The 11217-nt window shown below is 62.9% G+C and carries 20 protein-coding genes and 1 pseudogene; 13 read left to right on the top strand and 8 right to left on the bottom strand.

Annotation, left to right across the window (positions count from 1 at the left end):
• Together CSQ88_RS15660 and CSQ88_RS15655 are read left to right on the top strand one after the other, a co-directional pair.
• A pseudogene (locus tag CSQ88_RS15660) lies at window positions 1-291 on the top strand (hypothetical protein); the annotation flags it as partial.
• Complete coding sequence (locus CSQ88_RS15655) at window positions 285-878, top strand: hypothetical protein (protein ID WP_099399018.1); 594 nt, start codon at window positions 285-287, stop codon at window positions 876-878. The pseudogene CSQ88_RS15660 and the gene CSQ88_RS15655, both read left to right, overlap by 7 nt.
• 115 nt (window positions 879-993) lie before the next feature.
• Here the strand turns inward: CSQ88_RS15655 and CSQ88_RS15650 are convergent, their stop codons facing one another.
• The 8 genes from CSQ88_RS15650 to CSQ88_RS15615 form a co-directional block, all read right to left on the bottom strand.
• Window positions 994-1683 (bottom strand): DNA-binding protein, encoded by a 690-nt coding sequence (locus CSQ88_RS15650; RefSeq protein WP_099399017.1) that lies wholly within the window; start codon window positions 1681-1683, stop codon window positions 994-996.
• A gap of 1 nt (window position 1684) precedes the next feature.
• Window positions 1685-1909, bottom strand: coding sequence for a hypothetical protein (locus tag CSQ88_RS15645; protein ID WP_099399016.1), 225 nt, complete (start codon window positions 1907-1909; stop codon window positions 1685-1687).
• Window positions 1910-2057: 148 nt separating this feature from the next.
• Window positions 2058-2246 (bottom strand): hypothetical protein, encoded by a 189-nt coding sequence (locus tag CSQ88_RS15640; protein ID WP_099399015.1) that lies wholly within the window; start codon window positions 2244-2246, stop codon window positions 2058-2060.
• Between the two features lie 505 nt (window positions 2247-2751).
• Window positions 2752-3105, bottom strand: a complete 354-nt coding sequence (locus tag CSQ88_RS15635; protein WP_034372897.1) for a hypothetical protein — start codon at window positions 3103-3105, stop codon at window positions 2752-2754.
• A 212-nt stretch (window positions 3106-3317) separates the two neighbouring features.
• Window positions 3318-4529: a replication initiation protein gene (locus tag CSQ88_RS15630; RefSeq protein WP_099399021.1), complete on the bottom strand. Its 1212-nt coding sequence runs from the start codon at window positions 4527-4529 to the stop codon at window positions 3318-3320.
• A 342-nt stretch (window positions 4530-4871) separates the two neighbouring features.
• On the bottom strand, window positions 4872-5180 hold the full coding sequence (gene parC / locus CSQ88_RS15625) for a ParC family partition-associated protein (RefSeq protein ID WP_099399014.1): 309 nt from the start codon (window positions 5178-5180) through the stop codon (window positions 4872-4874).
• 147 nt (window positions 5181-5327) lie between these two features.
• Complete coding sequence (locus CSQ88_RS15620) at window positions 5328-5633, bottom strand: hypothetical protein (protein ID WP_099399013.1); 306 nt, start codon at window positions 5631-5633, stop codon at window positions 5328-5330.
• Window positions 5630-6256: a ParA family protein gene (locus tag CSQ88_RS15615; RefSeq protein WP_099399012.1), complete on the bottom strand. Its 627-nt coding sequence runs from the start codon at window positions 6254-6256 to the stop codon at window positions 5630-5632. The genes CSQ88_RS15620 and CSQ88_RS15615 overlap by 4 nt, the downstream gene beginning before the upstream one ends.
• A gap of 200 nt (window positions 6257-6456) precedes the next feature.
• Here CSQ88_RS15615 and CSQ88_RS15610 point away from each other — a divergent pair, with 200 nt between their 5' ends.
• The 11 genes from CSQ88_RS15610 to CSQ88_RS15560 are packed head-to-tail and all read left to right on the top strand — an operon-like array spanning window position 6457 to window position 11151.
• Entirely contained in the window at window positions 6457-7020 is a 564-nt protein-coding gene (locus CSQ88_RS15610; protein ID WP_099399011.1) for a hypothetical protein, read from the top strand.
• A gap of 1 nt (window position 7021) precedes the next feature.
• The gene (locus tag CSQ88_RS15605) at window positions 7022-7225 is read left to right on the top strand and encodes a hypothetical protein (protein ID WP_013124614.1); all 204 of its coding nucleotides are present in this window, start codon (window positions 7022-7024) and stop codon (window positions 7223-7225) included.
• A 32-nt stretch (window positions 7226-7257) separates the two neighbouring features.
• Entirely contained in the window at window positions 7258-7827 is a 570-nt protein-coding gene (locus CSQ88_RS15600; RefSeq protein WP_099399010.1) for an HAD family hydrolase, read from the top strand.
• Window positions 7824-8264, top strand: coding sequence for a hypothetical protein (locus tag CSQ88_RS15595; protein WP_099399009.1), 441 nt, complete (start codon window positions 7824-7826; stop codon window positions 8262-8264). The genes CSQ88_RS15600 and CSQ88_RS15595 overlap by 4 nt, the downstream gene beginning before the upstream one ends.
• Window positions 8261-8530 (top strand): hypothetical protein, encoded by a 270-nt coding sequence (locus CSQ88_RS15590; protein WP_099399008.1) that lies wholly within the window; start codon window positions 8261-8263, stop codon window positions 8528-8530. The genes CSQ88_RS15595 and CSQ88_RS15590 overlap by 4 nt, the downstream gene beginning before the upstream one ends.
• Entirely contained in the window at window positions 8527-8766 is a 240-nt protein-coding gene (locus CSQ88_RS15585) for a hypothetical protein (RefSeq protein ID WP_099399007.1), read from the top strand. Before CSQ88_RS15590 ends, CSQ88_RS15585 begins: the two co-directional genes overlap by 4 nt.
• A complete protein-coding gene (locus CSQ88_RS15580; protein ID WP_180273679.1) occupies window positions 8694-9005 on the top strand; it encodes a hypothetical protein in 312 nt (103 codons plus the stop codon). The genes CSQ88_RS15585 and CSQ88_RS15580 overlap by 73 nt, the downstream gene beginning before the upstream one ends.
• Before the next feature lie 13 nt (window positions 9006-9018).
• Window positions 9019-9450 (top strand): hypothetical protein, encoded by a 432-nt coding sequence (locus CSQ88_RS15575; protein ID WP_099399005.1) that lies wholly within the window; start codon window positions 9019-9021, stop codon window positions 9448-9450.
• The gene (locus tag CSQ88_RS15570) at window positions 9447-9890 is read left to right on the top strand and encodes an HAD domain-containing protein (protein ID WP_099399004.1); all 444 of its coding nucleotides are present in this window, start codon (window positions 9447-9449) and stop codon (window positions 9888-9890) included. Before CSQ88_RS15575 ends, CSQ88_RS15570 begins: the two co-directional genes overlap by 4 nt.
• Entirely contained in the window at window positions 9887-10624 is a 738-nt protein-coding gene (locus tag CSQ88_RS23020; RefSeq protein ID WP_180273678.1) for an HAD domain-containing protein, read from the top strand. The genes CSQ88_RS15570 and CSQ88_RS23020 overlap by 4 nt, the downstream gene beginning before the upstream one ends.
• On the top strand, window positions 10621-11151 hold the full coding sequence (locus CSQ88_RS15560) for a 3'-5' exonuclease (RefSeq protein WP_099399003.1): 531 nt from the start codon (window positions 10621-10623) through the stop codon (window positions 11149-11151). The genes CSQ88_RS23020 and CSQ88_RS15560 overlap by 4 nt, the downstream gene beginning before the upstream one ends.
• Window positions 11152-11217: the final 66 nt, after the last annotated feature.

The raw sequence follows: 11217 nt of genomic DNA, 5'->3' as shown, positions 1-11217 counted from the left end.
GCGCACCGGCCGGTGCGCTCGGATGAGCAGCCGGAACGCGAGATCACCGGCACGCTGCGCAGGACGCGGCAGCTCTACTGGGCGGCCGTGGTGCCGAACTGGGATGCACAGGGCTACATCGAGCAGGCGACCCGCTCGGGTGCGCCGCTGATCCTGTGCCCCTGTGGTTTCGATGAGGAAGCTGCGCAGCGGCTGCAAGCCGCCTTGGCGCGTGTTGTTTTCAATGAGGAGCTGGTCAGCGGTGTTCGCTGCCCACTCCGTCACTCACTGGGGGAGGCCCTGCCATGCTGATCTTGATCGAGCACGATTCGATTCTTTCCACGCCCGAAGCACGCCAGAGCTTGGCCGCCTTCGTGGCTCACCGTCCCAACATCAATGTGGCGGTGTTCCACTCGGCCAAGTTGTCGGCCGCCGAAGTCTGCGATGCCTACCCGCCCGAGCTGCGCAAGCGCCTGATGCTGACGCCGGACACGCCGCGCGACCGCGATCTGCGGTTCTGGATCAGCTACGAGGCTGGATGCGTCTTTGCAGCACTGCGGCACAACGGCACGCTGGCCCAATGCGAGGCTGTCGTGTGTCTGGTGCCCCCGGCATGGGGCGCACCGGCCCGCGAGCAGTTCGGCGAAAAGCGGGTGGTAGTCATCGGTGAGCCGTTCAGCGGGGACACGGCCCGCCGTCTGGCCCGCAGCCTCTCGACCTACCGCCGCGCGCCGGTCGAACCGTCGCCACGCAGCTTGCCCAGCAAGGCCTCGGTCGCGTCGATGGCGGCCACCTCGGCAGGCGTGAAAACCTCTTCGCGCGGCAAGTCCTCGGGCCACTCGACCCGCTCGGCTTCGCTGTCCCAGCGTGTTGCCAGCTCGGCAAGCATCTTGGGGTAATGCTGTAGCAGCTCGGCCCCCGGCCCGGCGATCTGGCAACCGTCGATGACCTGCTGCAAGCTCGATGCGGTCAGCCGCAGGTCTGCGATCAGCGCCGCGATCCTGCGCGGCGTGCTCACTTGGTGCCCTTCCATGCTGGCTTTTCAGCCTTGTCCGCGCCCTTCTCCGCTGCCACCGGCCGCTCGGCCAAGACCTTCACCAGCTCGGCGCGCTGGCCTTCGATGGCCTCGACCTGACCACGCAGGCGGGCGGCCTCTTCCCGTGCGTCCGAGGCCTGATTGCGGGCCTGCGAAAGTTCCTCACGGGCATGGGTCAGCTCCGTGCCAGATGCTGACAAACGCTCACGCAACTGGGCCAGCTCGACGGCCTGCGTCTGCGCTTGAGCCTGCGAGTCGGCGAGCTTCGCCTTCAAGGCCTCGATCTCAGCCAGTGCAGCGTCACGCACTGCCTCGACGCGATCCACTTCGGTGGTGGCTTCATTGACCTCGACGGCCGCATCCCGTTCGACCGCTGCAATCTTGCGCTGCGCATCCTCATGGACGCGGGCATACAACCCTGCGCCAAGCGTCGCAAGCTGCTCTGTCAGCGACTTGGTGACTTGAGCCAGTGCGTCAACGATCTCGCCGGGCAATTCCACGACCGGCTGAGCCTTGGCCAAGTGGTCATCCCAAACTTGCTTGAGCCGCGTTGGGTTGCCGCCGCCGACTTTCTGCCGGAGCGCGAACCCGGTGACGTTGCGCCCGGCCGCTTGCAGGGCCTGACCGGCTTCGATGATGGCTTCCACGGGAAATTCGGCTGGACGCATATCAACTCCCAGTGGACTGACTGGCAAGACCGACGATCTGAGAATCAGTCAATTGATACGTCCGATCAGGATTGCCAGAACAAAACTCAGCATCCTCAGGCAGCACCGCCACCTTGTACCAAGACGCACCCTCTTGCACGCATTCAACGACAACCGCCTCCCCCGAAGGGAACGGCTCATTCGCCGGGAATGCAACCTTCACTCGATCACCGATGCCGTACTTCATAAGTCCACCTTTCAGGCTTGCCGCTCAGAGACCACCTCTTCGCCGACCATGCAAGCATTATAGCACAACAAACAAAGAAACAAAGAAACAAACAAACTAATAAACAAATAAAAGAGGATTTTTTGAGGTGCGCGACGGCTGGGCCGCCCTACTCGTCGGCCGTCAGCGGACAGTGCGCGACCCTCGGGCAGCGGCTGGCCAGCGCGCAGGTCTCGGCGAGCACAACCGGCTCGGCATCGTCTTGGCCGATCCCGCTCACCCATTCGATCCGCTGGAGCACGGGCACAGAGCGCCGCAGCTCGGCGCAGTGGTACGGGGTGGTTTTGGTGGTTTGCATGGTGTCGATCTCCGGGGGTTGACCAAGCCACCATCGTTGCATCACGACTTCCCCAGCGCCACACAAGCCGCTTGACTCGCTCCCAATCGGTATATACCTACCTACATACCTACAAAAGAGGCCTTGGCCGGGCATCGACCCGGCTGGTGTTCGGCTGTTGGCTGTTTGCGGAAGATGGCATCGCTGCAAGGGGTTGGAGGCCCGACTGGCGCGGCCCGCAGCCGCAGGCGAGGACACGGGAGGGCCGGAAAGCGAAGCGGCCCCTTGTGGCGAGGACAGATTTCGCCAGCCTCCAAGCAGGGAGCAGGTGGGGGTTGTATTTCCCCCCGCCTGCCCCTGCGGCCAATCCGGCAAGTACGGATGCGGGAAGTCCAGAAACCGGCAAGGTTTCTGGTCGCCGGGACGGCGAAAGCGGCAGGCCGACCGACAGGGAGGGAAGATCGAAGCCCGCAGGGGTCGAGACTCGCTTGCGAGGCTCGATGCGCAGCAGCGAGCCGCCCGAATTTCACTGCGGCCGAACTGGACGACGCTGGCCAGCCACACCGGCACCGGACGAAAGCAGCTTGACGGCCTTCACGAAGTCGATGCCCAGCAAGTGCATCACGAGGTCGATGCCGCCACCTCCACCCTTCCCTGCGCGCACGTCAAACCACTTGAGGCCCGTCACCAAGACTTCCCAAGCGAAACCCGATGGGGACGACAAAAACAGCCGCACCGTCCGCTTGTCCTTCTCCGGCACGAAGTCAGGATCGCGACGCCAAAACAACTGCCCATCGTCTCGCAACTTGTCGAGCACCTGCGACAGCGGCATCTCCCGCACCCATGCGAGCGTTTCATCGTCAAAAGACCGTCGAGCCATACGCTACATCCTCCGAACTCCGTTCAACCGACACGGCCGCCACGCCGAAAACTGAGGGGGGGGGGGCCGCGCTGACGCGCGGCGGAACACCCTCCGGGCTTCGCCCTGCGCGCGGGCTGATGGATAAGTCCTGCGGACTTACCCACAACCCACTTGCGGCTACTCGCGATTAAAAAATCGCTTGGGCTACTCAAAACCAAAACCACCGCACCTCAGCTCGAATCAAGTTCAGGCGGGGCACCACCGACCACAAGCCTCAAACGAGCACCCCGAACAGGACTGTCAACAGCAGCAATGCCGGACTCGCCTACGGCGGCCGGGGGGGCGGGTATCTGACATGCAGCAAACTTAACAACCATCGGTTGGCGAGCGCCCTCCTCCTTCGGAGCTGGGGCCTCTGGTGCTAGCCAGTCGAATTCGTCGATCAGTTGCTGGTACTTGGCCACGGTCTGACGGGAGAGGCGCGTCAGCGCCGCGATGGCCACCTGCGTGAGCTGCTCGCCCTTCTGGCGCAGCACGCGGCAAGCGGTCAGGACGCGCTCGCCGGTCTTTTTGGTGCGTTCTGAGTGGGTGCGCTCGGCCGCGAGGCGCTGGCGATCAGGCAGCGGCAGCGACTTGTCGAGGGCCATGACGCCCCGATGGCAGCGGCCGTCGCCCGTGTACTTGTTCCACGTCCACCGGGCGATGGATCGCACCGTGGCGCGAACTTGTGAGCTGCGCAGATCGGTGTGGGGCACCATGCGCTTGAAGTCGAAAAATCCGCGCTTGGAGCCGTAGTTGTTGAGGCGCTGGGCCTCGGTCATCAGGCGCGAATAAAAGGCGTCGTAGGTACTCTGTTCCTTCATCCCGCCGACGATGCTGTAGGCGAAATAGCGAAGCTCATGGAACAGGGTCGCGTGCCGGGCGTGATGGTGCAGCGACAGGTCTGGCACCTTGCCGAAGCGGCGCTCCCTCTTGGGCAGCTCGAAATACTCGTTCAGCTCACCCAGCGAATACTCGTGTGCGTGCAGCTCGATGGTGTGCCACCACGGATGGCCGGGCGTCTTGGTGACGCCACTGCCGTGATAGTTGGGGTCAGCACCCAGCAGCTCGACCATCCGATCACGAATGGCGCGCATGTAGTCCTGTGGGCGCGAGCGCGCAGCCTCGGTCGTGCAGACCGGCGTAATCGCGTAGAACAGGTGGAATCCGTCGCCCCGGCCTTCGCGGTTGGTGACGATGAGATTGGGAGGGGGCAGCCCGGCTGCTTCCCAGCGGAAAACATCTGCATGGTCGCAGTCAAAAACGAGCCATGACACCATGCCCGGTCGGTTGACCTGCATGTAGGGCCAGCGAACCGCATAGACGGTCGGCCGCTTTTTGGTCGCAGTCTTGTCGTCCGAGCAGCGCGGAATATATGGAGCCTGTTCCATCACCCGCTTCATGGGCGACGCAGGCTCATCGAACCGCGATTTCAGTGTGTTTTCGCGGACTGCGCTTTCACGGTCGTCATCGTGTGATGCTGTTGCTATCTGTCCCATAACCCCTTTTCACTCGTCCGTATGGACGAGCGCACGCTTGCGCGCAGGGGCTAAGACACGTACAATGGAAGCATTCTTAGTCGCTTCATTGCGCTGATACGGAGACCACCCGCCAAGATGGCCTCTGTACTTGTCTGGGCACCCTGCCCGGTTTATCTGTCAAGGCCCGCTCGCCAAAGCGGGCTTTGTCGTTTCTGACTCTCCAGTTTTCGGCTGTCTGGTCAGCTCTCTCCTTCTTGTTCACGGTCACTCTGCGTCCAGCGAGGCCGGTGCTTGCTTGTAGCCGCGCACCATTGTCTTGGGCACCCAGTGCTCCGTGCTCACATCAAACTTCATGATTCCATAGCTTTGGAGCACGCTTGCCGCGCCGTCCAAGCTCTGGAAATACCGAAGGCCGCCACGGGCAGCACCCAGCACTCGCTCATTCATTCCGGCCCGCACGACGATCAGAAGGCCCTTGTCACCGGGTTCCACCCTTGCGGCGGAAACTGACCCAGCAGCGATTAGCTCCTTCAAAACCTTCGGCGCGACCACGCTAGTCGTTGTCGTCAGCATCGTTTATACCCTATTCCGCGCCCAATCGCAACAATATCAGAATTCGTTGCGCCTGTCGCTGCATGATGTTGGTGTCGCCACTTGTATGGACTATAGTCCATACTCGAAATCGTTATGTATATACATAGATAGGTATATACATACCTATCAGCGCTTGAGAAAGGCTTCCAGCGCCTCGACCACGAGGTCTTTCTCCGTGACGCGCGTGCCCTTCTGCTTGGATCGCGTGAGCGCTTCTTCGCGCAGTCGATCCGCAAGCTCTTCCGGGAAGTTGAAGATTTTTTGCACCCGTGCGCGGCCGTAGCGCGGCCCTTCCTCAACCACGGGCGGCGTTGCGGCCGGTGGCGGGGCGACTGGTGCCGCTGGCTTCTCGGCGCGATCAGCCGCGCCACTCTCCAAAAACTCGTTCAAGTCTTTGCGTTGAGCAAAGCCGATGTCCGGTTTGGCCTTCATGCCATCACCTCCCGGAAGAATGCTTCCATCTCGCTGATGGCGGCTTGGTCGCGGCCAAGTTCCTGAACGCTTGCGCCCTCTCCGATGGCTCGCCTGAAAGCCACGCGCTCGCACACCTTGGTCGGCAGCACGGTCAGCTTCTGCTCGGCCAAGAATTCCGCCATCTCGGCCGCATCTTTGGTGCGCGGATCGACACGGGTCAGCAGAACGCGCACATCCAGCTCTGGGTTGTAGTCGCGGGCCAGCTCGACCACTTCGAGCAAGTCGGTCATGGCGGCAGCGTCCAGATTGCTCGCGCCAATCGGGATCACGGCACGTTGGGCCAGCAGCAGCGCGGAGCGCAGACCGACCGAATCACGGCCACCGGCATCAACAACGACGTGCTCGAAGCCGCTGGCCAACTGCTTGCCTTCGGCCAAGATCGCCTTGCCAGCGAGGCAGGTGGTGGTGGGCGACGGGTCGTATTGCGTCTCACGCCGCCAAGCAGCCCAGCTCGCGGCCGAGGCCTGCGGGTCGCCGTCGATCAAGAGGGTCTTGCCCTGACGGGCCAGCATCACTGCTAAATGCACGGCCGTCGTCGTCTTCCCGACGCCGCCTTTGGTATTCACGCAGGCAAAAATCATGGGGTGCTCCTATCTATATACATACATACCGACACAGCAGCATAGCTGCCAACCAGTGACCGACGATGGCCTGTCCGTCGCTCCGCTTGTGATCGGTAGGTATGTATATACCTACCGATCACAAGCGGATGGTAGCAGACTTTTGCGCTATCGCGTATAGTTTTAGTTGTACGCAACAACAATCAGGAGAGAACGCGCCCATGCAGTTCAAGATCATCCGGCACCGCGACAAGGACGGCACTTATCGAGAGGGACACAGAGTCCAGTGCCTGCGCCGGGTGCGCGAAGTAACGCCGGATTTTCCCGAAGGAAAAAACGTCCAGCGCGTGGTCGCTAAGTTCGACCGCGAAGAACGCGAGCTGCCTGCCGATGTGCTGGCGATCCTCACCCCGGCCGAAGTTGAAGAGTGGCGGGAATGGCGCGTCAGGCAGGACGAGGAAGAGCAGAAGGCTGCGGCGCAGTTCGAGCTAGATACGCTGGCCGAAAGTGCGCGCGTCGCTCGCATTGGCTTGACCAAGGGCTATGCGAGCACCACCACGGAGAACATTGCGGCCATTCGCAAAGAGGTCAGGGCACTGATGCGCGTGGTCAGCGAGCTGGGCCTGATGCCGGAGCCGGTGAGAGGGCGGCCGATCATCGAGGAGGAAAGCGAGATCGGCTTGCTGCCGAACTTCGCGCCACCCGGCACGCCCGCCTACGAGTCATATCAACGGCTGCTCGACGAACACGAGCGGAAGAAAGCACAGACCAACGAAGGAGGCTGACATGCGCTTTTGGACATTTGACCCCAACACCTGCCGCTTCGAGCGGGCGAGCAAGCAAGCCGCTTTGCACGCCGCCGACGTGGCCGTGGTCAACGACGACACCGACGTGCAGGTCATCAGCGATCACCAGCCGCCCAAGCGCTGGCCCAGCGGCGAGCCGCTGGTGGTGGCGGGCGTCGAGTTCGAGCGCGAGCTTTTCGAGTAGGTATGTAGGTATATAGGTAGGTATATACATACATGAAAACAACAAAAGCCCTCATCTTTGACGCCTTCGGCACCCTGATCCGCTACACCACGCGCCCGGCACCTTATGGGAGTCTGGTGGACGCGAGCGGGCGGCCGATGGATCGGCTCGCCTGCCTGACGCGCAATGTGCCACTGGCGACCCTCGCCAGCGAGATAGGCGTGGGGGACAAGCTCGACGTGATCCTGCCCGACTTGGCCGAAGAGCTGTCCGGCCTGCGTCTGTTTCCCGAGGTGCCGGACGTGCTGGCCAAGGCGCGAGCCGCAGGCCTGCGGCTGGCCGTCTGCTCGAACCTTGCCTATGAGTACGGCCCGGCCGTGCGCGGCCTCGTGCCCGAGCTGGACGCCTACGTGCTGTCGTATGAGGTCGGGGTAGCCAAGCCACACCCGACGATGTACCGACTCGCGTGCGCCGAGCTGGGCTGCGCACCGGCTGAGACGGTTTTCGTGGGCGACAGCAAGCGCTGCGACTTCGACGGGCCGCAGGCCTTCGGGATGCAAGCGCGCTGGCTGGATCGCAGGGGAGGGCAGTCGCTGGTCGATACCCTCAAGGGAGTGCTATGAAAAAAGAACTCGATGAGCTGCTCTGCCAGCGTTACCCGCTGATCTTCGCGGATCGTCGCCGCTCCATCAAAGAGAGCTGCATGGGCTGGGGCTTTTCATGCGGCGATGGATGGTTCGACCTGATCGACACACTTTGCGAGCGCCTGCAATTCTGGACGGATCACAACAAAGCGCCGCAGGTTGTCGCCAGCCAAGTGAAAGAGAAGTGGGGCGAGCTGTGCTTCTACCCACGGGGGGACGCCAGCCCGGAGCAGTGGGGCATGATTACGATGGCTGAGGCCATGTCCGCCTGCATCTGTGAACACTGTGGCAAGCCGGGGCAGACGCTGGTTCATGGGTGCTGTCACATGACCCGCTGCGCCGAGCACGCACCAGAAGGCTCGATCACGCAAGCGGATTTCATTGCTCAGAGGAAAGTGCCGGGGATTGCGCCATGAACGCATCCTCACCCATTGCCGAAACGGCACGCCTTGAGGCTGCCACCGAGACACTCGCCGAGTACATCGGGTACTTGAACTGTGAGATCGACTTGGAGCAAGAGCAGGCGGCCCCGAACTACGAACGGATCGCGGCCCTTGACCACGAGCTGACCACTGTTCTTGGCGAGCGCCGGGCACTGACGCCGAGCAAGCGCGACATCATCAACCGGGCTCTCTACATCTATGCCCCGGTGTTGAAGCGTATGCACGGGGGCACGCCATGACCCGCGAAGAACTGATTGCAGCCGTGCCGGTGCGTGAGCACGCCGGACAACCGTATTACGTCGCCTTGGACGACATCCCCCAGCCGTGGCGGGATCAATTCTGGGCGGCGCTCTACGGCTGTCAGTGCCCAGTGTTCGAGGGCGTGGGGCGTGCCGCCTATGCGTGGGATTGGGAGGTCTGGGTGCGGGGCAAGTGGCTTGGTACCAATCGCGGGCCGGAAGGGCTGCAACCATGACCCGCGACGAACTGATTGCAGCCGTTCCCGTGCGCCGCATGGGCACCAGTACCGCCTACGCCTACATCGCACTGGCTGACATTCCAGCGCCTTGGCGTCACCAGTTCGAGCAGGCACTGCGGGGCAGTGCTGCCCCTGCCGTGCCGGATGTAGGTCCCTGCGCTTGGCTGACCGACTGGCAACAGTGGGTCATGGGTAGCTGGCACCGCGACAGCCGCGCAGAGGGGTTACAGCCATGAACGACCTGCCGTAATGCACGCGGTCTACCCTCTGTCCGATTACCCCGTGCTCTCCGAGTTGGCCCGCAGCAGTGGCACTACGGCAGCCAAGCTCGACGGCAGGGCTTGCCATCACCTGTACACCGAGGCAGCGGCCATGATGGATGTGTCATTGATCCCGGCACAGGAGTTGGCTTTCATGCGGTCGCTTGGCTTTGAGCCTCCGGGCTTGGAATCGCTTGTCGCCATCACGCAGGACGGCGATTGCCTAATTGCACGCCTCAGCGGTGGTCGTGTGCTCCGGCATAACGATGCTGCGAGCCTCGCCGACCTGCTGCGCGCTGAAGGCGTGACCGCCGAGGATGTTCGTAGCCCAGACTGGCGAGCCGGTGAAATTGCCGTCTCGAACGGTGAGCGAATCGCGATCCTTTTCCGGCTGCGCCAAGCGGGGCGAGGATCATCATGATCCTGTTTGTTGACTTCGACGGGGTATTGCATACCAACGGCGACGACAGCAAGCACTTTTCCTGTGCCCCGCTCTTGTGGGAGCTGCTGCGGCGTCATCCTGACGTGCGCGCGGTGTTGAGCACTGGATGGCGGTTTGAGCGCCCGCTGGATGAACTGCGCCGCCTTGCGTGCCAGCACGGAGGCGAGGACGTGGCCGAGCAGGTTATCGACGCAACGCCGCTGCTGCGGCATGACGCCGAGGAGCAGAGTCGGGAACGGGACTGCTTGGCATGGCTGGCTGCGAACAAGCGCGACGGCGAGCCGTGGCTGGCCCTTGACGACATGCCGGGCCTGTTTTCGCGTGGTGCTGCCAACCTGTACCACGTCAACCCGAAACGCGGACTGATGACCTATGACGTGGAGCGGATCAGCGCCCTCATCGCGGAGGCTGTCCGATGATCTTGTTCTTGGACTACGACGGCGTGCTACACGCTGACGCGGTGTACTTGGAGCGCGGGCGGCCGGTGCTGCGCGCCGATGGTGAGTTGTTCATGTGGGCGGACGCGCTGGCCGAGCTGCTGAAAGAGCGTCCACACGTCCAGATCGTTCTGAGCACGAGCTGGGCGCGCGAGCTGCGTTTTGCCCGTGCCCGCGACTATCTGCCCGCCGAGCTACGGACGAGGGTCATTGGCGCGACGTGGCACTCTGGTATGGCTACCGACGACGAGCAGCGCCCACTTGGCCGTGAAACATGGTGGGACACAGCGACCCGCTATCAGCAAATCCGCCGCTACGTGGATCGAGCGGGCCTGACGCAATGGGTAGCCGTCGATGACAACCCAGAGGGGTGGGCCGACACCGACCGCGACAAGCTGGTGGCCACCGACAGCAATCTTGGCCTGTCCGCGCCTTCGGCGCGCGTTCGCCTAGCGGCTGCCGTTGGCAACATGGCCAGCGCGTGGGCCGTAGCCGACGCGATGGCTGGCGTGCTGGCCATTCCGCAGGTCGAGCGGAGCGCGTCCTGTGCTGATCTGGTGCAGTGGGTCGAGTGGTGGCAGTCTTCCTACCTCGGTGCCATCGAGCTACCACCCGACCAGATTGCCGCTATGAAGGCTGGCCACTGGTGGCCGCCTGTCTCCGACGTGGAAGTCCGCGAGATGCCACCGGCCATCGCTCGGAGACGCATCCCATGATGCTGGTCATCGACCTTGAGGCCACCTGCGACGATGCCGATGGCCTCCCGGCAACCGACATGGAGGTCATCGAAATTGGCGCGGTTTGGGCGACGGTTGAGGGCATCGTCCTCGACACGTTTCAGGCGCTGGTGCGCCCCGTGGTACGCCCTCAACTCACGCCGTTTTGTCGGCAGCTCACCAACATCCAGCAGGCCGACGTGGACGGTGCTGAGTTTTTCCCAGCGGTCGCGGCACGGCTGGCCAGCTTCGCCCAACTGCATCAAGCCGAGGGCGCAACGTGGGGGAGCTGGGGCCAATTCGACGCCAAGCAGCTTGCGCGTGACTGCGAGCGACACGGCATCGAAAGCCCGCTCGCAGCGTTCGCGCATGTGAACCTCAAGCGCCGCTTTGCCAAAGCCCGGAAGATCAAAGAGGTGGGCATGGCCCGTGCGTTGCAGATGGTGGGCCTGCCGCTCGATGGCGCGCACCACCGAGGTCTCGACGACTCGCGCAACATAGCCAAGCTGTTGCCGTGGTCGTTATAGGTATGTATATACCTACCTATATACATACCTATGAATGAGGAAACCGGTGGGGGGAGGCGTCGTCTT

The sequence above is a fragment of the Iodobacter sp. BJB302 genome, assembly GCF_002735645.1.
Taxonomy (GTDB): domain Bacteria; phylum Pseudomonadota; class Gammaproteobacteria; order Burkholderiales; family Chitinibacteraceae; genus Iodobacter.
This window is presented reverse-complemented; position numbering and strand designations above follow the sequence as displayed.

Excerpts from the sequence above, each read along its gene's own strand:
- CSQ88_RS15655 (WP_099399018.1), top strand. The coding sequence starts at position 285 with ATGCTGATCTTGATCGAGCACGATTCGATTCTTTCCACGCCCGAAGCA.
- CSQ88_RS15650 (WP_099399017.1), bottom strand. The coding sequence starts at position 1,683 with ATGCGTCCAGCCGAATTTCCCGTGGAAGCCATCATCGAAGCCGGTCAG.
- CSQ88_RS15645 (WP_099399016.1), bottom strand. The coding sequence starts at position 1,909 with ATGAAGTACGGCATCGGTGATCGAGTGAAGGTTGCATTCCCGGCGAAT.
- CSQ88_RS15640 (WP_099399015.1), bottom strand. The coding sequence starts at position 2,246 with ATGCAAACCACCAAAACCACCCCGTACCACTGCGCCGAGCTGCGGCGC.
- CSQ88_RS15635 (WP_034372897.1), bottom strand. The coding sequence starts at position 3,105 with ATGGCTCGACGGTCTTTTGACGATGAAACGCTCGCATGGGTGCGGGAG.
- CSQ88_RS15630 (WP_099399021.1), bottom strand. The coding sequence starts at position 4,529 with ATGAAGCGGGTGATGGAACAGGCTCCATATATTCCGCGCTGCTCGGAC.
- parC (WP_099399014.1), bottom strand. The coding sequence starts at position 5,180 with ATGCTGACGACAACGACTAGCGTGGTCGCGCCGAAGGTTTTGAAGGAG.
- CSQ88_RS15620 (WP_099399013.1), bottom strand. The coding sequence starts at position 5,633 with ATGAAGGCCAAACCGGACATCGGCTTTGCTCAACGCAAAGACTTGAAC.
- CSQ88_RS15615 (WP_099399012.1), bottom strand. The coding sequence starts at position 6,256 with ATGATTTTTGCCTGCGTGAATACCAAAGGCGGCGTCGGGAAGACGACG.
- CSQ88_RS15610 (WP_099399011.1), top strand. The coding sequence starts at position 6,457 with ATGCAGTTCAAGATCATCCGGCACCGCGACAAGGACGGCACTTATCGA.
- CSQ88_RS15605 (WP_013124614.1), top strand. The coding sequence starts at position 7,022 with ATGCGCTTTTGGACATTTGACCCCAACACCTGCCGCTTCGAGCGGGCG.
- CSQ88_RS15600 (WP_099399010.1), top strand. The coding sequence starts at position 7,258 with ATGAAAACAACAAAAGCCCTCATCTTTGACGCCTTCGGCACCCTGATC.
- CSQ88_RS15595 (WP_099399009.1), top strand. The coding sequence starts at position 7,824 with ATGAAAAAAGAACTCGATGAGCTGCTCTGCCAGCGTTACCCGCTGATC.
- CSQ88_RS15590 (WP_099399008.1), top strand. The coding sequence starts at position 8,261 with ATGAACGCATCCTCACCCATTGCCGAAACGGCACGCCTTGAGGCTGCC.
- CSQ88_RS15585 (WP_099399007.1), top strand. The coding sequence starts at position 8,527 with ATGACCCGCGAAGAACTGATTGCAGCCGTGCCGGTGCGTGAGCACGCC.
- CSQ88_RS15575 (WP_099399005.1), top strand. The coding sequence starts at position 9,019 with ATGCACGCGGTCTACCCTCTGTCCGATTACCCCGTGCTCTCCGAGTTG.
- CSQ88_RS15570 (WP_099399004.1), top strand. The coding sequence starts at position 9,447 with ATGATCCTGTTTGTTGACTTCGACGGGGTATTGCATACCAACGGCGAC.
- CSQ88_RS23020 (WP_180273678.1), top strand. The coding sequence starts at position 9,887 with ATGATCTTGTTCTTGGACTACGACGGCGTGCTACACGCTGACGCGGTG.
- CSQ88_RS15560 (WP_099399003.1), top strand. The coding sequence starts at position 10,621 with ATGATGCTGGTCATCGACCTTGAGGCCACCTGCGACGATGCCGATGGC.